Raw genomic sequence first — 19234 nt, 5'->3', positions numbered from 1 at the left:
TCACAACCCTCAACGCTATGGTGCGCACCAACAAACCCTGGAATCCGGCTTCCGTTTGAAGCACGGTTGCTCATCCGACCTCGCTTCGCGAGGCCACTTTCTCCCACAACAAGGGGAGAAGGGGAGCCGCACTTTGCCCTACCGCCGTCCCAGCAAGCTCTTCACCCGGTTGCGCAGCAGGCGCGCCATGTTGCGGGTTTCGCGGTAGAGGTGGATCTGCGACGCCGCCTGGCGGGCGAGGCGGTCGGCGTCCGGCGTCAGGCCGAGGACCAGCGTGCCGATCGGCCGGCGCTCCGTCCATAGCCGGCTCATCACCGGATGGTTGGGCACGGCGCAGGAATCGGTCATCATGATGTTGGGATCGTCGAGATGCTGCCTGGTCACCTCGATCATCAGCAGCGTGCCCGGCGAACAGGCGGCGAGCGTCTCGTCATAGGCCGTCTTCCAGGTGTAGGCGACGCCGGCCTCGACGAAGACGACCAGGCAAGCGATGGTGCGGTCATCGAGCGTCAGTGAATGGATGCGGCACAGGTCGCGTTCGGCCAGCCGGTGCACGGCCTCGCGGGCAAAGGCGGCGCGGTAGCGGTCGATGGCCATGGCGGTGCGCTCGCGGCCTTTCCAGCCGGCGGCCTCAAGCGTCAAAAAACGCTCGATGGCATGGCGGATGTTTTCCGGTCCGCGCGCCACCTGATGCTCCAGCCTGCCCAGGTCGGCGAGCCGGCGTTTTAGGCGGCGGAACTCGCGATAATGGTGCGAGCGCAGCGAGGCCTTCAGATACTCATCGCCGTCGATCTCGCTTTCGAGCATCGGCCGTTCGGCCTTGCCGGTGGTGACCAGCGTCAGGCCACGCGTCTCGGCGACGGTGGCCAGCAGGCTGGCCACCGGGCCGTCGAGCCGGATGTCGGGCAGCACGAAGACTTTTGGCAGTTTGAGATGCGGCCGCGACAGCATCGCGAAGAAATCCTCGATGACGCCGACGGGATCGTCGCGGTCGACCAGCGGCGTGCCGATCGGCCCGAACGGGCTCGACCATGTGCGCATCACCCGCACGCCGAGCGGCGTCGCCGGCCGCTCCACCGAGAACGGCACCAGCAAGCGCAGCCGGTTGCGGTATTCGTCGCCGTCGCGGATGACCGCCAGCCGCACCTCGCGGTCTTCCAGTCGCGGCATGGCGGGTGCCAGGAAGCGCGGGTTGAAGAACACGTTGGGCTCGATCGTGCGGGCGCAGAGATAGTCGAGTTCCTCGACCAGGTCGAAGCCGGCGGAGGCGGCGTAAATTGCCAGTTTGCGCTGGGGCCGGCCGTTGGCCAACAATTCGATATGGGCGGGATCGGCTTCGCGGGCGAGCCCGGCGAGGCCCGACACCAGGGCGCCGGCCGGGCCGCCGCTGGTTTCCTCGAGCAACGGGATGGCAGCCATCACGCGGCTCCTTTGGCGGCTACGAAAATGACCATGACGATGCCGAGCCTGCGCCAGACCGTGAAGGACAGCGCGCCGGCTTCGAAGATCATCGCGAAGGCGGTCGCCATCGCCGCGCCCCACAGGCCGAAAAGCGGGATCAGCACCAGATTGAGGCCGATGTTGAAGGCCAGCGTCATGGCGTAGACGGCGGCGCAGATATTCTGGTTGCCGCTCATGGTGAGCAGGCTTTCGCAGGGGCCGACGGCGGCGCGGGCGACGACGCCGAAGACCAGCAGGAACAACAGCGGGTAGCCGGCAACGAATTCAGGCCCGAACAAGCTCAGCATCGGCTCGCCCAGCACCAGCACCAGCAGCGCCATCAACAGCGATGGCCAGAACGTCCACGACACGGTTTCGCGGGCGAAGGCGGCGAGCTTTTCGGGCTCGCCATGGGTGAATTGCGCGTAGCGCTGGGCAACGCCCGCCTTGACCGCAAAATAGACGAAATGCACCAGTGCCAGCGTCTTGACCGTGGCGAAATAGACGGCGACGTCGTTGGGATTCATATAGGCGCCGACCATCAGCACGTCGGCATTGGTGAGCAGGAAGAAGAAGCCTTCGACCAGGAAGATCGGCAGCGACACGAGGAACCATTGCGCGAAATGCAGCTTCCTCGGCCCGGCCGGGATTTTTTTTCCGATGCGCGCAGTGATGCCGATGAGCTGGCCGAGCGTGGTGGCATAGGTGGCGGCGATCGAGGCGAAGATCGCCGTCCTGGCATCGGGCGCAAAGCCGACCAGAAGCATCAGCGCCATCAGCGCCAGGATCAGCACCGGCCGCACCAGATAAGTCGGCGCCAGCGCAAACAGCGCCCACGAGTTGGCCCGCGCCAGCCCCTGCAGCAGATCGGACATGGCGATCATCGGCATGCAGATGAGGCCGAGAATGAACGGCACGACATAGTAGTTCTCGATAAACGGCGAGAGCAGCCAGACGCCGAGCGCGCCCAGTCCGGCGATCGCCGTCGAGGCGACCAGCACGAACAGGCGGCTGGTCAGCACGATGCCGCGCAGTTCGGCCAGCATGTTGCGCTCGCGATATTCGGGAATGAAGCGGATGATCGAGGTGTGGAAGCCGAGGCAGGCGAGATTGCCGACGATCACCATCGTCACCCAGACAAGGACAAAAATGCCATACTCGAACGAGCCCATCCAGCGCGCCATCAGCACCTGACTGACGAAAGCGATGACGGCGCTGACGATGCGGATGGAAAAGGCGATCAGCGACATGCGGCTGGCTTCGCCGCGCTCGTCGGCGGTGAACAGCACGGCATCGATGCGGCCAAGCAGCGGCTTTGCGCGCAGCGCAAGGCGCTGCGGCAGGAACCGCCCGGCTGTCGTCGCCGCGGAAAAGCGCACCCTGATCACACTCCGTTCTCGGCTTCTTTTCGGGTCTAGGTGTAGTCAAAACACATTAAGAAACGGTTGGGTGGGAGGTAGGAGTGTTCCCTTCTCCCCCTTCACGGGGAGAAGGTGCCGGCAGGCGGATGAGGGGCGCCGGCATTGTGCCATGTTCACCGTTCGCGGCAGAACGCGACGAAACGACAGGCCAGCAGCTGATGGAAAGAAATAAGAGCTGAAGGCCCATTTCCGGTGTCGACGCGACAGCGCCCCCCTCTCGCCAGCCGGCCATCCCCCCACGGGCGGGGAGATTGGCTAATCGTGGGCGTTGGCGTCGCCCCTCATCCGCCCTTCGGGCACCTTCTCCCCGTGAACGGGGAGAAGGGAAGTGGGTGCTTACGCGAACGCCCCGTGGCAATGCTTGTACTTTTTCCCTGACCCGCACGGGCAGGCCTCGTTGCGGCCGACCTTGCCCCAGGTGGCGGGGTTTTGCGGGTCGCGGTTCTCGGGGGCGACGGTGGCGTGGGTCTCCTGGCGAACCAGAAGGCCGGTCTCGCCGCCATCAAAATCGTCCTCGCCGGTGGTGCCGTCGAGATGACTGCCGAACATGTCGGGCGCCTCGGGCGGCGGCGCTTCGGCGGCTTGGCGGACCAGCTCGACGCGCATCAATTGCGCGGTGACGGCCTGGCGCAGATTGCCCAGCATCGCCTGGAACAGCTCGAACGCCTCGCCCTTGTATTCCTGCAGCGGATCGCGCTGGGCGTAGCCGCGGAAGCCGACGACCGAGCGCAGGTGGTCGAGGTTGACGATGTGCTCGCGCCACAGATGGTCGAGCGTCTGCAGCACCACGGAGCGCTCGACATAGGCCATCACGTCGGGGCCGAAGCGCTCTGCACGCTCCTTGGCAGCGGTCTCGGCGGCCTGGCTGATGCGCTCGCGGATGTCGTCCTCGGCAATGCCCTCTTCCTTGACCCAGTCCTCGATGGGCAGGTCGAGATTGAGGAATTCGGCGACCTCGGCCTTGAGGCCGGCGACGTTCCACTGCTCGGCATAGGCGTTTTCGGGAATGGCCTTGGCGACGATCTCCTCGATGACGCCCTCGCGCATCTCGGCGATGGTCTCGGACAGGCCTTCGCCGTCCATCAGTTCGAGGCGCTGCTCGAACACCACCTTGCGCTGGTCGTTCGAGACGTCGTCATATTTCAGCAGGTTCTTGCGGATGTCGAAATTGCGCGCCTCGACCTTCTTCTGCGCCTTTTCCAGCGCCTTGTTGATCCAGGGGTGGATGATCGCCTCGTCTTCCTTGAGGCCAAGCTTCTGCAGCATGCCGTCCATGCGCTCGGAGCCGAAGATGCGCATCAGATCGTCCTGCAGCGACAGGAAGAATTTTGAGCGCCCGGGATCCCCCTGGCGGCCCGAGCGGCCGCGCAACTGGTTGTCGATGCGGCGCGATTCATGGCGTTCGGTGGCGAGCACGTAGAGGCCGCCGGCGGCGAGCGCCTTCTCCTTCAGCCGGGCGACGTCGTCGCGGATTGCCTTTTCCCTGGCGTCGCGCTCGGGGCCGGCCGGCATGTCGCCAAGCTCCTCGGCGATGCGCATGTCGGCATTGCCGCCGAGCTGGATGTCGGTGCCGCGGCCGGCCATGTTGGTGGCAATGGTAATGACGCCGGGTTTACCCGCCTGGGCGACGATCGCCGCCTCACGCTCATGGTGGCGGGCGTTCAGCACCTCGAAATCGGCAAAACCTTCCTTGCGCAGGCGTGCGGCCAGCAGCTCGGATTTCTCGATCGAGGTGGTGCCGACCAAGGTAGGCTGGCCTTTTTCGCGGGCTTCCTTGATCTCCCTGACGATCGCCTTGTACTTCTCCTCGACGGTCCGGTAGACCTCGTCGTCCTCGTCAATACGGATGACCGGCAGATTGGTCGGGATCTCGGTGACGTCGAGATTGTAGATGTTGGCGAATTCCTCGGCCTCGGTCAGCGCCGTGCCGGTCATGCCGGCGAGCTTCTTGTAGAGGCGGAAATAGTTCTGGAAGGTGACGGAGGCGAGCGTCTGGTTCTCCGGCTGGATCGCCACATGCTCCTTGGCCTCGAGCGCCTGGTGCAGGCCTTCCGAATAGCGGCGGCCCGGCATCATGCGGCCGGTGAATTCGTCGATGATGACGATCTCGCCGTTGCGCACGATGTAGTCCTTGTCCTTCTGGAACAGCTGGTGCGCCTTGAGCGCATTGTTGACGTGGTGGACGATGGCGACGTTCTCGACGTCGTAGAGCGACTCACCCTTGAGCAGGCCGGCGTCGCGCAAAAGGTTTTCCAGCTTCTCGGTGCCATCCTCGGTAAAGATCGAGGTCTTCTGCTTCTCGTCGATCTCATAGTCGGCCGGCTCGAGCTTCAGCATGAAGGCGTCGATGGTATTGTACATTTCCGAGCGGTCCTCGAGCGGACCGGAAATGATCAGCGGCGTGCGCGCCTCGTCGACGAGGATGGAATCGACCTCGTCGACGATCGCGTAGCTGTGGCCGCGCTGCACCATCTGGGCGCGCTCGTATTTCATGTTGTCGCGCAGATAGTCGAAGCCGAGCTCGTTGTTGGTGGCGTAGGTGACGTCGGCGGCATAGGCGGCGTGGCGTTCCTCGTCGGACAGGCCATGGACGATGACGCCGACGGTAAGGCCGAGGAATTTGTAGACGCGGCCCATCCATTCGGAGTCGCGTGTGGCAAGATAGTCGTTGACGGTGACGACATGGACGCCTTTGCCGGCGAGCGCGTTGAGATAGACGGGCAGCGTGGCGACCAGCGTCTTGCCCTCGCCGGTGCGCATCTCGGCGATGCCGCCATTGTGCAGCACCATGCCGCCGATCAGCTGCACGTCGAACGGGCGCATGCCGAGCACGCGGCGCGCCGCTTCGCGCACGGTGGCGAAGGCCGGCACCAGGAGATCGTCGAGACTGGCGCCGTTGGCGACGTCCTGGCGGAATTTTTCCGTGCGGGCCGTCAGTTCGGCATCGGAGAGCGCCCGCATCTCGTTTTCCATGGCGTTGATCGCTTCGACGCGCGGTCGGGTCGACTTGACCCGGCGATCGTTGGAGGAGCCGAAAACCTTACGGGCGAGACCGCCAAAACTGACCATTCAATGGTCCTTTCGATAGCATTCCAAGTCGTTGCGACGGGTGCCGGCCGGCCCCATCAAATCCACGTGAAGCGCGGACAAACGCAAAAAGCGCCCGGAAAACGGTTCTGGACGCAAAGTCGTTGGACAGATAAGAGGGGGCTCAATCGATGTCAACGGCGCGCTGGCCCTGACGACCGTGCCAAATTCCGCCACAATCCGGCTGGTCTGGAAGCCATCCCGCCCTAGCTATCCCCATTGGAGTTAATTGTATGTCCTTATTGTTCCGCCGCGCGTCGCTCGCCAGCCTTGGCTTGGCATTCGGGCTGACGGCGCTGTCGCTGTCGCCAGCGATGGCGCAGGACACCGCGCCCGCCCAACCAGCCCCCGCCCAACCGGGCGCACCCGCCCAGCCGGCCGCGCCGGTCGATCCGAACGCCGTGGTCGCCACGATCAACGGCCAGTCGCTGACCGAGGCCGACCTTGCGCTTGCCGAGGGCGAGCTGTCGCAGCAGTTTGCGCAGATGCCGCCCGAACAGCGCCGCGCCGCAGCCCTTTCGGCGGCGATCGAAATCAAGGTCATGGCCGCCCAGGCAGTCACCACCGGCCTCGACAAGGATCCCGACTTCCAGCGCCGCATGGCGTTCCTGCAGCAGCGCGCCCTGCATGGCGAAATGGTCGAGAAGGATGTCGTCGGCAAGATCACCGATGCCGAGGTTCGCGCCCGCTACGACCAGGAAATCGCCAACACGCCGCCGGCCAACGAGGTCCATGCCCGTCACATCCTCGTGAAGACGAAGGAAGCGGCCGATGCGATCATCAAGCAGCTCGATGGCGGCGCCGATTTCCAGAAACTCGCCAACGAGCACACCAGCGATCCGAGCGGCAAGACCAGCGGCGGCGATCTCGGCTGGTTCGGACCCGGTCAGATGGTGCCGGAATTCGACAAGGCGGTGTTCGCGCTGGCGGTCGGCAAGTACACCGAGCAGCCGGTGCAGTCGCAGTTCGGCTGGCACGTCATCCAGGTCGAGGACAAGCGCGCCAAGCAGCCGCCGGCCTTCGACCAGGTCAAGGATCAGGCCCGTCAGGCTGTCATCCGCGACAAATACATCGCGCTGGTCAAGTCGCTGCGCGCCCAGGCCAAGGTCGAGATCCCGGACGAGAAGCTGAAGAAGACGGTCGACGCGCTGGAAAACACGAAGTAGGCGAGGGCAATCGCCTCTGCAAAATTGTTGGCGTCGGCGTCGGCCCTCATCTGCCTGCCGGCATCTTCTCCCCGTGTAGTGACGGGGAGAAGGGGGCTGGCCGCGACCCCGGCGCCATTCCTGCAACGCTGGAGGTTGGCGAAATCCGTTGCGAAGGCGTCCTTCTCCCCGTCACTATACGGGGAGAAGTGCCCGGCAGGGCGATGAGGGGCAGCGCAGCCTCCGACAATTGTTCCTCTGGTGGTCTGCACCACGCCAGGGTCTTGCCCCGCCACCCTGCCGCTCTACCGGGCGGTGCGACCGATGACACGTCGACGCCTCCGCCGGACAGCCGCGGCGTCGACCGAGCCGGCATCGTCAGCTTCTATGCCTTTCAACAGATAGCCAACCGCCTTGCGCAGCGTCGTTTCGTCTTCGTCGAGGCGATTGGTCAAAAGATGCGTCCAGGCAAACGAGGCGACCAGGTCGGCGACGAGCGTGGAATCGACGTCGGCCGCGACTTCGCCTCTTGCCTTGGCGCGTTCGATCATCTGGCCGGTATGGGCATGGCGTCCTTTGGTGTATTCGGCAAGCACGGCGGTCACGGTCGCGTCCGACTGCGCCTCGGCGATCAGCGATCTGAAGATGCTGCCTGACGATGTTTCGCGCCAGTGCGAGAACAGGCTTTTGAGGAAGCCGACGAGATCGTCCTCGAGGTTCCCAGTATCGGGATAATCAACGCGCTTTAGCCGCTGATAGACGTCGAACAGCAAGGCGGCCTTGCTCGGCCACCAGCGATAGATTGTCGGCTTTCCCGCACGCGCCCGCCGCGCCACCGCTTCGATCGAGAAGCCGGAATAACCGGCCTCGACCAGAACTGCCTCGGCGGCGTCGAGAATGGCGTCGGCGCTGTCGGGGTTGCGCCGCGCGCCGATCGACCTGCGCCCCGGAACCAGCCCCATCCTGTTTTCCTTGCCCATGATTTTCGTCGGCACATCGTACACACTTTTTAGTCGAAACGAAACGGTCCGTTTCGTGCAACTGAGCGTTTCGTTTCGATGAGAAAGGGGAACGTGCTCAACCACCAAACGCCCTTGCGCCGGCGCCCGCTATCGGGCAAACCGGCGCTCTCTTGCGTTTCTCCCGCCCGAGGTCCTCATGTCAGCCACGATTTCGCCGCTTGCGCCGAAGAAATATCCCAAAATGCCTGACATCGAGGGCGTCCGCATCGCCACAGCCGAGGCCGGGATAAAGTACAAGAACCGCACCGACCTGCTGACCATGGTCTTCGATGCCGGCACCACGGTCGCCGGCGTGTTCACCAAGTCGAAATGCCCGTCGGCGCCGGTCGATTTCTGCCGGCAGAATCTTAGCGCCGGCAAGGCGCGCGTCCTGGTCGTCAATTCCGGCAATGCCAATGCCTTCACCGGCAGCAAGGGCCGAGCCTCCACGGCAATGACCGGTGAAGCTGCGGCCAAGGCTGCGGGCTGCACGCCGGACGAAGTGTTTCTGGCCTCGACCGGCGTCATCGGCGAGCCGCTGGATGCCGGCAAGTTCGGCCATTTGCTCGCCGGACTGGTCAAGGACGGCAGGCCGGACCTGTGGACCGAAGCCGCCAAGGCGATCATGACCACCGACACCTATCCGAAACTGGCGACCGCGACGGTAAAACTCGGCGACGCCGACGTCACCATCAACGGCATTGCCAAGGGCGCCGGCATGATCGCGCCCGACATGGCGACGATGCTCTCCTTCATCGCCACCGACGCGCCGATCGCAGCCCCCGTGCTGCAGGATCTTTTGTCGCGCGGCACCGCCAAGACCTTCAATGCGGTCACCGTCGACAGCGACACCTCGACCAGCGACACGCTGCTGATGTTCGCCACCGGCACGGCCGCCCGACGCGGCGCGCCTGATATCACGAATGCCGGCGATGCGCGCCTCGGCGCCTTCCGCCGCGCGCTCGGCAAGGTGCTGAAAGCGCTGGCACTGCAAGTGGTGCGCGACGGCGAGGGCGCGCGAAAACAGGTCGAGGTCACCGTCACCGGCGCGAAATCGGCCCGCTCGGCCAAGCGCATCGCGCTGTCGATCGCCAATTCGCCGCTGGTCAAGACGGCGGTCGCCGGCGAAGACGCCAATTGGGGCCGCGTCGTCATGGCCGTCGGCAAGGCCGGCGAACCGGCCGACCGCGACCTGCTGTCGATCTGGTTCGGCGACATCAGGCTGGCGCATCAGGGCGAGCGCGACGCCGCCTACTCCGAGAAGGCGACGTCGGCCTACATGAAGCGCGACGAGATCCGCATCCGTGCCGATATCGGCATCGGCCGCGGCAAGGCGACGGTGTGGACTTGCGACCTCACCAAGGAGTATGTCGCCATCAACGGCGATTATCGGAGTTGATGGCGTTGGTTTCCAGACATCCGGCAAGCGTGCTTGCCATCGTGCGCCGCTACGAGGCGGCCGGCTTTCGCGCCTGGCCGGCGGCGGCCGTGCATTATGACGGCACCTGGGTGGTGCGGCTGACGGCGGGCCATCCGGCCAAGCGGCTGAATTCCGTCAACCCGCTCGATCCGGGCGACATCCAGCACATTGCCGATCGCATCGGCCGCGCCAGCCGCCGTTTCGACGCCTATGGCCGGCCGCTGACCTTCCGCATATCGCCGCTGTCGGGGCCGATCCTTGCCAAACATCTCGACAGCGAGGGCTGGAGCACATTCGACGAATCGCTGGTGATGCGGCTGCCGCTGGCGGACGCCCAGCTCGATGCCGCCATGGACCAGATCCCGCTGAAGGACATCAGCCGCTTCATCGGCGCGGCGCTCAAGGTAAGCGGCTCGGATGTGTCTCTGCGGCCGGGCCTGTCGGAGATCATCGGCGCCATCCAGCCGGAAGCCGGGCTGTTCGCGCTCGAAGACGGCACCGAACCGCTGGCGACGCTGATCTGCGTCCATGACGGCGATCTTGCCGGGCTGTTCGAGATCGCCACCGACAAATCGGTGCGCAACCAGGGCCATGGCCGCCACCTCATCCTGTCGGCGCTGAAATGGGCACGGCTGCGCGGCGCCCGGGAAGCCTGGCTGCAGGTCGAGGCCGACAACGCGCCGGCGCTGGCGCTTTATCGTTCGCTCGGGTTCGACGAACTCTATCGTTACCATTATCGCCGGCCGCCCGGCGCATGACCGGCCCGCACCCTGTCGGCAAGCGCCTGCTCCTGGTCGCAGCCTGCGCGCTGGTCGATACCGACGGCCGCGTGCTTCTGGCGCAGCGCCCCGAAGGCAAGCAACTGGCCGGCCTGTGGGAGTTTCCGGGCGGCAAGGTCGAGCCCGGCGAGACGCCCGAAGAATGCCTCATCCGCGAATTGTACGAGGAGATCGCCATCGAAACCGATATTCCCTGCCTGGCGCCGTTCACCTTCGCCAGCCATTCCTACGATGATTTTCACCTGCTGATGCCGCTGTTCGTCTGCCGTCGCTTCCGCGGCATCGCGCAGCCGAAGGAGGGGCAGGTGCTGAAATGGGTGCGGCCGCGCCAGATGCGCGATTTTCCGATGCCGCCGGCCGACGCGCCGCTGATCCAGTTCCTCATCGATCTTCTGTGATTTTGCCCTCCGAGACATAGACAACGTTAATGGAAGATTTATCTGGCCGTGAAAAAATGACGGCAGAAATCGAAGGAAGGTCGTGTCCAGGCCTTCGCCGGAGCGCGGTTGCATGAGCCTCGACAGGGACTGGGATTCGATCCGACCCGACCGCAGCTTTAGGGCTGCCGGCATGGGAATATTGCGGATCACGCTTTTGTTCGGCTCGGCCGCGGTGGCGCTGGCCCTGATCGCCACGCCCTTGCTCGACAACCGGACGCGATCAGCCCGCGACGATTTTGCCGGCGGCCTCGACAGGATGAGCACAGGGTCGGTTGAAAGCACGGGTTCGATTGGAAGCACAGGCTCGACCGGCCGTCGTGATACCTACACGCTGCGCAGGAGCGTGCTGCAGCCGCTGCCCACTTCGATCTGCGTGATACGCGACAATGGCCAGCGCAGCGGCGACTGCTGACACCGGCCAAAGCGGTGCTTTCATCGCCTGTTAAGCCTGTGTCATTAACCTTTCTTAACAGGTCCGCGCTAGGGTTCCGGCAAGCGGGATCGAGGGCCATGAAAACATTGCTGCAACGATTTTGGGAAGACAAGACCGGCGCGACGGCTGTCGAATATGGGCTGATCGTGGCCGTGCTGTCGCTTACCATCGTAGGCGGCGTCGGCAAGGTCGCCGACGCAATCACGTGGCTGTTCAGCGACAATGCCAGCAAGCTTGTGAAGGCTTTCGCGCAGTAACCGACCAGCCGCGTCCATAATAAACCGGTCAGCGCCGGCCGGGATTTTCCAGGATTGTCTTCAGCGACAGTTTTGCCGAGCCCGGCTTCAGCGGTTTTTGCTGCGAGGCGTCGGGCGCCCAGCCTGACATCCAGACGATCGGAAAACTCGCCCTGACGCGGCCATCGGCATCCGAAAATCGTTCGGCATAGATTTCGGCGGCGCGGGCAAACAGCTTTCGTGTGGCCGGTCGCCTGCTGCGGTCGATGAGCGCGCTGGTCTCGCCCATCGCCCGCAGGTCCGCCATCAGGCCGAACAGGGAATCGTAGCGCACCGTCACCGTCTCGACGTCGGCGACGGGCAAGGCCAGACCGGCGCGTTGCAAAAGCGCGCCGGCGTCGCGCACGTCGGTGAACGGGATGACGCGCGGGCTGGCGCCGCCGTAAAACTCGGTCTCGGCGGCGAGCAGGCATTCGCGCAGCTCGGAAAGCGTGCCGGCGCCGGCAAAAGCGCCTAGGAAAAGACCGTCCGGCTTCAGTGCGCGGCGGATCTGCACCAGCATGCCGGGAATGTCGTTCATTGCCTGAAGCGACAAAAGCGACACCGCGAGGTCGAGGCTTTCCGGCTCGAATGGCACGGTCTCCAACGGCGCCACCAGTCCCGCGGCATCGCCCCCCGCTCCATCGCCCCCCGCCCCGTCGCCCAGGAAAGCCGCATCCGCCTCGACGCGCACGATGTCCGCCACCTTGCCGCTTGTCGCGAGCACGTCGACTGCCGCCGGCGTCTGGCAAAACAGGACGGCCGCCCTGTTGAATTTGCGTTCCACTGCGCCCAGCCGGTCGGCGAGTTCCTCGGCCGCCCGCCGCATCAGGAAATCCGCGCCGGCAGCCGGGCTGGCGAGGGCCCGGCGCTTGTGCGCCAGCCAGAGAGAGGTATCGACTATAGGTTGCAACTGACAGTTCCTGGTTTCCGCACTCTGATATAGGGTGGCGGAGAAAGAACCACGTGGCCGATCCAATGCCGGATATCAAGAGTGTCGCTCGAAAGGCGTCGGACTGGCCGGCGCGCATCCTGTTTCCGCCGGTTTGCGCCGGTTGCCGACGGCATGTCTCGCAGCCCGGCGTGCTGTGCGGCGCCTGCTGGCCGAAACTTAGGCTTCTGGAGCGGCCATGGTGCCCGGTGATGGGCACGCCGTTCACCCATCACATGGGCGAGGGGTTCCTGTCGGCCGAGGCGATCGCCGACCCGCCGCCCTTCGAGCGGGCACGGGCCGCGGTCGCTTACTCAGGTGTCGCCCGCCAGATGGTGCAAGGGCTGAAATACCAGGATCGCACCGATCTGGCGCCGTGGATGGCGCGCTGGATGCTGCGCGCCGGTGCCGAACTGATCGCGGAAGCCGATTTGGTCGTGCCGGTGCCGCTGCACTGGCGGCGCTTTTTCAGGCGTCAGTTCAACCAGTCGGCGGAACTGGCAAGGGCGGTATCGCAGCTTGGCGGGCTGCCTTTTGCGCCCTCCGCGGTCAGGCGCGTCAAACTCACCCGCCAGCAGGTCGGGCTGGAGCGGCGGGAACGCGAGGAGAATGTGCGTGCCGCCTTCAGAGTGCCGGAGGAGGCCGAGATCGAGATCGCCGGCCGCCGGGTGCTCCTGATCGACGATGTCTATACCACCGGCGCCACTGTCCGCGCGGTCGCCAAGGCGCTGAAGAAGGGCGGTGCCGGGACCGTCGACGTGCTGACCTTTGCGCGCGTGCTGCCGGGGGACTTTCGGGCCGACGAGTCCGCGACTATATAGATTGGGAAAAGGCAGGATTGCTGACTGATGGTCGACGTGACGATCTATACACGGATGATGTGCGGCTATTGCGTGGCGGCCAAGCGGCTGCTCGAGCGCAAGGGTGTCGCCTACACCGAGCATGACGCCTCCTTCTCGCCGGAACTGCGCCGGGAAATGATTTCCCGCGCGAATGGCCGCTCGACCTTTCCGCAGATATTCATCGGCGACACGCATGTCGGCGGCTGTGACGATCTCCACGAACTGGAGGCGGAGGGCCGGCTTGACCGTCTGCTCGCCAATGGCTCGACGAATTGAGGACATGACGATGGGTGCTTTCAAGGCGGCGGCGATCCAGATGCGTTCGGGTACCAGCCCCGAGCGCAACGCGGTCGATCTGGAGCGGCTGGTGCGCGAGGCCGCGGGCCAGGGTGCGACCTATATCCAGTCACCGGAAATGACCGGTGCGCTGATCCGCGACAGCCAGGCGCGGGCCGCCGCCTTCACGTCCGAGGACAAGGACATCATCGTTTCGACCGCGCGAAAGCTGGCGAAAGACCTTGGCGTCTTCCTGCATATCGGCTCGACCGCCATCCTGCGCGCTGACGGCAAGCTCGCCAACCGCGCGCTTCTGTTCGGGCCGGATGGCGCCACCATTGCTACCTACGACAAGATCCACATGTTCGACGTCGATCTCGACAATGGCGAGAGCTGGCGCGAATCCGCCGCCTACGAGCCCGGCACCGAGGCCGTCGTCACCGAGATCAGCGGCGCCGGGATCGATGGGGCGAAGCTGGGTTTCGCCGTCTGCTACGATTTGCGCTTTCCGCAGCTGTTCCGCGCCGAGGCGCTGGCCGGCGCCGACCTGCTGTCGGTGCCCGCCGCCTTCACCCGTCAGACCGGCGAGGCGCACTGGCACGTGCTGCTGCGGGCGCGCGCCATCGAGAACGGCGCCTATGTCGTTGCCGCGGCGCAAGGCGGCCTGCACGAGGACGGCCGCGAGACCTATGGCCATTCGCTGATCGTCGATCCGTGGGGCCGCATCGTCGCCGAGGCGTCACATGACGAACTGGCGGTGATTATCGCCGAGATCGACCCGGCGCAGTCGGCCGCCGCCCGCAAGAAGATCCCGAATCTGAAAAATTCACGCGACTTCGCCGTGAACGCCACTCCGGTCGAGGCGCAAAGTCTCAGGGGTGCGGCGTCTTGATTCGCTTTTCACTGATCTGTGACCACGAGCATGAATTCGAAGGCTGGTTTCGCAGCAACGACGATTTCGACACCCAGAAGAAGCTTGGCTTCGTCGATTGCCCGATCTGCGGCTCGCACAAGGTCGAGAAGGCGTTGATGGCGCCGGCCGTCTCCACCGGGCGCAGCCGAGAAAAGATCGCGCTCGCCATGGGCGAGGCCCAGAAGCAGGCGTTGGCGCAATTGAAGGCGATGGCCGAGAAGGTGGGCGAGAACGCCGACTATGTCGGCGACAAGTTTGCCGAGGAGGCGCGCAAGATCCATTTCGGCGAGAGCGATCCGCGCGGCATCTATGGCGAGGCGACGCTGGAGGAGGCCAAGAGCCTGGCCGAGGACGGCGTCGAATTCATGCCGGTGCCGGCATTCCCGGAGGATCGTAACTGATAGACTGGTGTGACGGTTGGTACCGGGACGGGATTCCGCTTCGACCCGTTGCGGTCCTTGGGCCATGTCGCAAACCGGATTATGCGAATGTTGCAAAAAATCGGGCGCGAAACTGTCGCTTTAATCGGGGTTTTCGCGACAGTCGCAAAATCCGCCGCCTATGTGCGGGTGATCGGCCAACATCCGGACATGGTGGCAAAGGCTGCCGCATAGCTGGCGTTGCCCGCATGCGACTTCTCGGCACCGCGTTTTAGAAGAAGTTCGATCGAGGCGGCGTCAATGGCATCGGGCGCTGCGATGTGAAGAACCGTCTGCCCCGCCTTGTCCTGTGCGTTGATATCGATGCCCTGCGACAACAGGAGGTCGAGGATCGCGACCTCCTGCGGAAAGGTCGCACGGATCGGCACCAACCGCCTGATCTTCACCCCCGGCTGACGCTCCCTATCAACTTCTCAAGCAGGCCAGCGAGTGTGTCCTGTTCGGCGCGCGTCAGGCCGGAAAGTATCTCGTGTTCGTTGGCGACGTGAGCGGCGACAGCCTCATCGACCAATGCCAGACCTTTATCGGTCAGTTGCACGACAACCCCGCGCCGGTCGTTGGGATGCGGCCCGCGTTTGATCAATCCGGTTTTCTCAAGCCGGTCGAGCCGGTTGGTCATGGCGCCCGACGTCACCATCGTCGCCTCATAGAGGGCAGTGGGCGTCAGCGCGTAAGGTGATCCGGAACGGCGCAGCGTCGCCAGCACATCGAATTCCCCGGATTGCAGCCCGAAACGCGCAAACAGAGGAGCGAGGTGCTCTCGTGCAATCAGCGACGAGGCTTCGCTCAACCGTCCAAGCACGGCCATCGGAGAAACATCCAGATCCGGCCGCTCTCGTTTCCACAGCTCGATCGCCTTCGCGGCGCGATCCATCTATCTCACCGTTAAATATCTTGACGTTAAGAATCTTTGCATTATCTTACCTCAAGACAAAAGAGCCGCAAGGACAATTATGAAATTTCTCTGGGATTCAGCGCTCGGTCTTTTGCTCGTCACCGGCGGCCTGCTCGGCCTGACGCTGCCGTTCGGCAAGATCGCTACGGCGGCCGGTGTTTCGGCCATGGTCTGGGCCCTCGTCATCTCGCTCGGCGCCGGCGGCGTGCTTTTGTGCGTCCTGCTGCTGCGCGGGCAGCGCATCCGGCTCACCCCGCACAGGCTGCGCTATTTCTTCGTCACCGCAGCGGTGTCCTACGCCTTTCCCAATCTGTTGATGTTCTCGACCATTCCGCATCTCGGCGCCGGCTACACCGGTATCATGTTCACGCTGTCGCCGGTGGTCACACTGGTGTTTTCGATCCCGCTCGGCGTCCGGCGTCCCAATCTGCTTGGTATCGTCGGCATTGCCGTCGGCTTCGTTGGTGCTGTCATGGTGGCGGTGACGCGCGGCGAGGCTGGCCAGCCGGCCGAATTTTTCTGGGTGGCGGCGGGGCTGCTCATTCCGGTCAGCCTTGCCGCCGGCAATATCTACCGCACGGTCGACTGGCCGCTAGGGACCGGACCGATCGAGCTTGCCGTCGGCAGCCATCTGGCATCGGCCGCGCTGCTTGTTTGCGGCATCTTCACGCTGCAGGGCGGCGGTTCGCTCGCCCTGCTCGCCGGCGCGCCGCTGGTCGTCGTCGGGCAGGTCGCATCAGCCGCGGCGATGTTCGCTTTCTTCTTCCGGCTGCAGGCGGTCGGCGGCCCGGTCTATCTCAGCCAGATCGGCTATGTCGCGGCGGCGGTCGGATTGTCTGCCGGGACGATGTTTCTCGGCGAGCACTATCAATTGCTGACCTGGGCCGGCGCTGCCATCATTGTCGCCGGCGTGTTCATCACCACCAAGGCGCAAAGCCAGATCGCCCCGAAGACGCAAAGTCAGACGGGTGAGAAGGTGGCGGCGTGAGAAGGCGTCGTGAGAAAGTTCAGGCGGGTGCCTTCTCCGCCAGCACCATGTAGTTGACGTCCATGTCCTTCGAACGCTGCCAGCGGTCGGCGAGCGGATTGTAGGTGACGCCGGTGCGGTCGATGATGGTCAGGCCAGCGCCGGCAAGCGCCTTTTCCAACTCGTCTGGCCGCACCAGCTTGCCGAACTGGTGGGTGCCGCGCGGCAACCAGCGCAGCACATATTCGGCGCCGATAATGGCCAGACCGAGCGCCTTCAGCGTGCGGTTGATGGTGGCGACGACCATGATGCCGCCGGGCTTGAGCATCTCGCCGCATTTGGCCACGAACAGGTCGATGTCGGCAACATGCTCGACCACTTCCATGTTGAGGATGACGTCGAATTTCTCACCGGCGTCAGCCAGGTCCTCTGCTGTCGTGGCACGGTAATCCACCGTCACGCCGACCTCCGCCGCATGCAGCCTGGCCACTTCGATGTTGGTGGCGGATGCGTCGGCGCCGACCACTTCGGCGCCAAGCCGCGCCATCGGCTCGCACAACAGCCCGCCGCCGCAGCCGATGTCGAGGATGCGCAGGCCCTCGAACGGCCGCGCCGCGCGCGGGTCGCGGCCGAAGCGCGCCGCCACCTGGTCGCGTATATAGACAAGCCGGATCGGATTGAACTTGTGCAGCGGGCGGAATTTGCCGTTCGGATTCCACCATTCGGCGGCAAGAGCGGAAAAACGCTCCACTTCTCCGGCATCGATCGTCGATCGTCGGGGTTCTGGCATCGTGTGGTCTCCCGCAGACTCAAAAATTCAGAGCGCGATCGGGCGCAAAACCGGATACCACTTTTGCTGATCGCGCTCTGGTGCGCTAGGAAGTCGGTCGAGAGCCGGCGAATGTCAAGGCAGCAAATTTCGGCTGTTGCCGGCTGCGCCTCTGCGACAGGCATTCGGGTAGGCGCGTTGCGCTCGTATGTCGCCTTCGTCGCCTAAGGGGGCAAGCAGGGGGCAAGCGGTGGCACGCCTTGCGAAACCCAAAGCATTTGGCTAAGGAGGCCGCGAATTCAGCGGCTGGCCCAGCCCGACGCTCCGTTTCCGTTTTTCGGCCGCCGTTTCGGCACCCAGTCAAAGGCATTTCGCTTCCATGGCGCGCATCGTGATGAAATTCGGCGGGACCTCCGTCGCCGACATCGTCCGCATCCGCAATGTGGCGCGCCATGTCAAACGCGAGGTCGATGCCGGCCATGAGGTCGCGGTGGTCGTCTCGGCGATGGCCGGCAAGACCAACGAGCTCGTGCAGTGGACGCGCGAAGCCTCGCCGATGCACGATGCCCGCGAATATGACGCCGTCGTTGCCTCCGGCGAGCAGGTGACCGCCGGCCTGCTGGCGATCGCGCTGCAGAACATGGGCGTCCATGCCCGTTCCTGGCAAGGCTGGCAGATCCCGATCAAGACCGACAATGCGCATGGCGCGGCGCGCATTCTCGACATCGACGGCGCGTTCCTGATCAAGCGCTTCGGCGAGGGCCAGGTGGCGGTGGTGGCCGGCTTCCAGGGCATCGGGCCGGACAACCGCATCGCGACGCTCGGCCGCGGCGGTTCCGACACCAGTGCTGTCGCCATCGCGGCGGCGGTCAAGGCAGACCGCTGCGACATCTACACCGACGTCGACGGGGTCTACACCACCGACCCGCGCATCGAGCCGAAGGCGCGGCGGCTGGCCAAGATTTCCTTCGAGGAAATGCTTGAAATGGCCTCGCTCGGCGCCAAGGTCCTGCAGGTACGCTCGGTCGAACTTGCCATGGTGCACAGGGTGCGTACTTTCGTGCGGTCGTCCTTCGACGATCCCGACGAGCCGGGAATGGGGGATTTGCTCAATCCGCCCGGAACGCTTATTTGCGACGAGGAAGAGATCGTGGAACAGCAGGTCGTCACCGGAATTGCCTACGCCAAGGACGAAGCGCAGATTTCCTTGCGCCGTGTCGGTGACCGGCCCGGCGTCGCCGCCGGCATTTTCGGGCCGCTGGCCGAAGCCAACATCAATGTCGACATGATCGTCCAGAACATTTCCGAGGACGGCAAGTTCACCGACATGACCTTCACCGTGCCGTCCGGCGATGTCGACAAGGCGCTTGCCGTGCTCGAGCGGCTGAAGACCACGATCGGCTATGACGTCGTGCAGTCGGAAGCCGGCATGTCGAAAGTCTCCGTCATCGGCATCGGCATGAGGAGCCATGCCGGCGTCGCCGCCACCGCCTTCAAGGCGCTGGCCGACAAATCGATCAACATCCGTGCGATCACGACATCCGAGATCAAGATTTCGATCCTGATCGACGGTCCCTACACAGAACTTGCTGTTCGCACTTTGCATTCCATCTACGGTCTGGATAAGCAGTAGCAGACTGCTCGGTCCGGAAATCGGAGGTCGATCTTCGGAAAGCACGATGCAGCAGTTCGAAGTCTTGGAGCGTCCTTTGTGGGTCCAATTGGACCGACGCCGCTCTATTTGAGTTGTTGCGTGAGCG

General features: G+C 64.4%; 20 protein-coding genes. 12 read left to right on the top strand and 8 right to left on the bottom strand.

Translation table 11 applies throughout. From position 1 onward, the window contains the following. Positions 1-138: 138 nt before the first annotated feature. The 3 genes from AC0L28_RS32805 to secA all read right to left on the bottom strand — a co-directional run bounded on the left by AC0L28_RS32805 (position 139) and on the right by secA (position 5930). Positions 139-1419, bottom strand: coding sequence for a GNAT family N-acetyltransferase (locus tag AC0L28_RS32805; protein WP_473482568.1), 1281 nt, complete (start codon positions 1417-1419; stop codon positions 139-141). Then, positions 1419-2819 (bottom strand): lipopolysaccharide biosynthesis protein, encoded by a 1401-nt coding sequence (locus AC0L28_RS32800; protein WP_128246139.1) that lies wholly within the window; start codon positions 2817-2819, stop codon positions 1419-1421. Before AC0L28_RS32800 ends, AC0L28_RS32805 begins: the two co-directional genes overlap by 1 nt. A 378-nt stretch (positions 2820-3197) precedes the next feature. Beyond that, complete coding sequence (gene secA, locus AC0L28_RS32795) at positions 3198-5930, bottom strand: preprotein translocase subunit SecA (protein WP_473482566.1); 2733 nt, start codon at positions 5928-5930, stop codon at positions 3198-3200. Positions 5931-6181: 251 nt separating this feature from the next. Between secA and AC0L28_RS32790 the strand changes: the two genes are divergently transcribed. Further along, positions 6182-7114, top strand: coding sequence for a peptidylprolyl isomerase (locus tag AC0L28_RS32790; RefSeq protein WP_287245785.1), 933 nt, complete (start codon positions 6182-6184; stop codon positions 7112-7114). 284 nt (positions 7115-7398) lie between these two features. On the opposite strand, the gene AC0L28_RS32785 is transcribed toward AC0L28_RS32790, so the two are convergent. Continuing rightward, the gene (locus AC0L28_RS32785) at positions 7399-8055 is read right to left on the bottom strand and encodes a TetR/AcrR family transcriptional regulator (protein WP_473482563.1); all 657 of its coding nucleotides are present in this window, start codon (positions 8053-8055) and stop codon (positions 7399-7401) included. 196 nt (positions 8056-8251) lie between these two features. Between AC0L28_RS32785 and argJ the strand changes: the two genes are divergently transcribed. From argJ to AC0L28_RS32760, 5 genes are all read left to right on the top strand, one after another. Beyond that, positions 8252-9493 carry a bifunctional glutamate N-acetyltransferase/amino-acid acetyltransferase ArgJ gene (argJ, locus tag AC0L28_RS32780; protein ID WP_473482561.1) on the top strand — a complete coding sequence of 414 codons (1242 nt, stop codon included), beginning with the start codon at positions 8252-8254 and terminating at the stop codon, positions 9491-9493. Next, positions 9493-10272, top strand: coding sequence for a GNAT family N-acetyltransferase (locus AC0L28_RS32775; RefSeq protein ID WP_473482559.1), 780 nt, complete (start codon positions 9493-9495; stop codon positions 10270-10272). Before argJ ends, AC0L28_RS32775 begins: the two co-directional genes overlap by 1 nt. Beyond that, positions 10269-10691, top strand: a complete 423-nt coding sequence (locus AC0L28_RS32770) for a (deoxy)nucleoside triphosphate pyrophosphohydrolase (RefSeq protein WP_473482557.1) — start codon at positions 10269-10271, stop codon at positions 10689-10691. Before AC0L28_RS32775 ends, AC0L28_RS32770 begins: the two co-directional genes overlap by 4 nt. A 112-nt stretch (positions 10692-10803) precedes the next feature. Then, positions 10804-11145, top strand: a complete 342-nt coding sequence (locus tag AC0L28_RS32765) for a hypothetical protein (protein ID WP_023797289.1) — start codon at positions 10804-10806, stop codon at positions 11143-11145. Between the two features lie 98 nt (positions 11146-11243). Next, positions 11244-11423, top strand: a complete 180-nt coding sequence (locus AC0L28_RS32760) for a Flp family type IVb pilin (protein WP_023797290.1) — start codon at positions 11244-11246, stop codon at positions 11421-11423. Positions 11424-11451: 28 nt separating this feature from the next. Here the strand turns inward: AC0L28_RS32760 and AC0L28_RS32755 are convergent, their stop codons facing one another. Then, a complete protein-coding gene (locus tag AC0L28_RS32755) occupies positions 11452-12354 on the bottom strand; it encodes a methyltransferase domain-containing protein (protein ID WP_473482555.1) in 903 nt (300 codons plus the stop codon). A 53-nt stretch (positions 12355-12407) separates the two neighbouring features. On the opposite strand from AC0L28_RS32755, the gene AC0L28_RS32750 reads away from it, so the two are divergent. Genes AC0L28_RS32750 through AC0L28_RS32735 form a run of 4 tightly spaced genes read left to right on the top strand, consistent with a single transcriptional unit; the run spans position 12408 to position 14804 of the window. Beyond that, positions 12408-13193 carry a ComF family protein gene (locus tag AC0L28_RS32750; RefSeq protein WP_473482553.1) on the top strand — a complete coding sequence of 262 codons (786 nt, stop codon included), beginning with the start codon at positions 12408-12410 and terminating at the stop codon, positions 13191-13193. Between the two features lie 27 nt (positions 13194-13220). Continuing rightward, positions 13221-13490 (top strand): glutaredoxin 3, encoded by a 270-nt coding sequence (gene grxC, locus AC0L28_RS32745; protein ID WP_027153348.1) that lies wholly within the window; start codon positions 13221-13223, stop codon positions 13488-13490. A 10-nt stretch (positions 13491-13500) separates the two neighbouring features. Further along, positions 13501-14382, top strand: a complete 882-nt coding sequence (locus AC0L28_RS32740) for a carbon-nitrogen hydrolase family protein (protein ID WP_473482550.1) — start codon at positions 13501-13503, stop codon at positions 14380-14382. Then, a complete protein-coding gene (locus tag AC0L28_RS32735) occupies positions 14379-14804 on the top strand; it encodes a DUF1178 family protein (RefSeq protein WP_473482548.1) in 426 nt (141 codons plus the stop codon). Before AC0L28_RS32740 ends, AC0L28_RS32735 begins: the two co-directional genes overlap by 4 nt. Before the next feature lie 158 nt (positions 14805-14962). Here AC0L28_RS32735 and AC0L28_RS32730 read toward each other — a convergent pair whose 3' ends face one another. Together AC0L28_RS32730 and AC0L28_RS32725 are read right to left on the bottom strand one after the other, a co-directional pair. Then, positions 14963-15229: an ankyrin repeat domain-containing protein gene (locus AC0L28_RS32730; protein ID WP_473482546.1), complete on the bottom strand. Its 267-nt coding sequence runs from the start codon at positions 15227-15229 to the stop codon at positions 14963-14965. Beyond that, positions 15226-15717 (bottom strand): MarR family winged helix-turn-helix transcriptional regulator, encoded by a 492-nt coding sequence (locus AC0L28_RS32725; protein WP_473482544.1) that lies wholly within the window; start codon positions 15715-15717, stop codon positions 15226-15228. Before AC0L28_RS32725 ends, AC0L28_RS32730 begins: the two co-directional genes overlap by 4 nt. Positions 15718-15796: 79 nt before the next feature. On the opposite strand from AC0L28_RS32725, the gene AC0L28_RS32720 reads away from it, so the two are divergent. Further along, positions 15797-16726 carry a DMT family transporter gene (locus tag AC0L28_RS32720; protein WP_473482541.1) on the top strand — a complete coding sequence of 310 codons (930 nt, stop codon included), beginning with the start codon at positions 15797-15799 and terminating at the stop codon, positions 16724-16726. A gap of 19 nt (positions 16727-16745) precedes the next feature. Here the strand turns inward: AC0L28_RS32720 and ubiG are convergent, their stop codons facing one another. Next, entirely contained in the window at positions 16746-17495 is a 750-nt protein-coding gene (ubiG, locus tag AC0L28_RS32715; RefSeq protein WP_128169837.1) for a bifunctional 2-polyprenyl-6-hydroxyphenol methylase/3-demethylubiquinol 3-O-methyltransferase UbiG, read from the bottom strand. A gap of 358 nt (positions 17496-17853) precedes the next feature. On the opposite strand from ubiG, the gene AC0L28_RS32710 reads away from it, so the two are divergent. Then, positions 17854-19107: an aspartate kinase gene (locus AC0L28_RS32710; protein ID WP_473482539.1), complete on the top strand. Its 1254-nt coding sequence runs from the start codon at positions 17854-17856 to the stop codon at positions 19105-19107. The last annotated feature ends 127 nt before the right edge of the window (positions 19108-19234 follow it).

This window comes from Mesorhizobium sp. WSM4847 (genome assembly GCF_055811335.1).
This window is presented reverse-complemented; position numbering and strand designations above follow the sequence as displayed.

Coding starts and splice junctions, on each gene's coding strand:
- AC0L28_RS32760 (WP_023797290.1), top strand. CDS start 11,244: ATGAAAACATTGCTGCAACGATTTTGGGAAGACAAGACCGGCGCGACG.
- secA (WP_473482566.1), bottom strand. CDS start 5,930: ATGGTCAGTTTTGGCGGTCTCGCCCGTAAGGTTTTCGGCTCCTCCAAC.
- AC0L28_RS32785 (WP_473482563.1), bottom strand. CDS start 8,055: ATGGGGCTGGTTCCGGGGCGCAGGTCGATCGGCGCGCGGCGCAACCCC.
- AC0L28_RS32725 (WP_473482544.1), bottom strand. CDS start 15,717: ATGGATCGCGCCGCGAAGGCGATCGAGCTGTGGAAACGAGAGCGGCCG.
- argJ (WP_473482561.1), top strand. CDS start 8,252: ATGTCAGCCACGATTTCGCCGCTTGCGCCGAAGAAATATCCCAAAATG.
- AC0L28_RS32720 (WP_473482541.1), top strand. CDS start 15,797: ATGAAATTTCTCTGGGATTCAGCGCTCGGTCTTTTGCTCGTCACCGGC.
- AC0L28_RS32805 (WP_473482568.1), bottom strand. CDS start 1,419: ATGGCTGCCATCCCGTTGCTCGAGGAAACCAGCGGCGGCCCGGCCGGC.
- AC0L28_RS32740 (WP_473482550.1), top strand. CDS start 13,501: ATGGGTGCTTTCAAGGCGGCGGCGATCCAGATGCGTTCGGGTACCAGC.
- AC0L28_RS32770 (WP_473482557.1), top strand. CDS start 10,269: ATGACCGGCCCGCACCCTGTCGGCAAGCGCCTGCTCCTGGTCGCAGCC.
- ubiG (WP_128169837.1), bottom strand. CDS start 17,495: ATGCCAGAACCCCGACGATCGACGATCGATGCCGGAGAAGTGGAGCGT.
- grxC (WP_027153348.1), top strand. CDS start 13,221: ATGGTCGACGTGACGATCTATACACGGATGATGTGCGGCTATTGCGTG.
- AC0L28_RS32765 (WP_023797289.1), top strand. CDS start 10,804: ATGAGCCTCGACAGGGACTGGGATTCGATCCGACCCGACCGCAGCTTT.
- AC0L28_RS32790 (WP_287245785.1), top strand. CDS start 6,182: ATGTCCTTATTGTTCCGCCGCGCGTCGCTCGCCAGCCTTGGCTTGGCA.
- AC0L28_RS32710 (WP_473482539.1), top strand. CDS start 17,854: ATGGCGCGCATCGTGATGAAATTCGGCGGGACCTCCGTCGCCGACATC.
- AC0L28_RS32775 (WP_473482559.1), top strand. CDS start 9,493: ATGGCGTTGGTTTCCAGACATCCGGCAAGCGTGCTTGCCATCGTGCGC.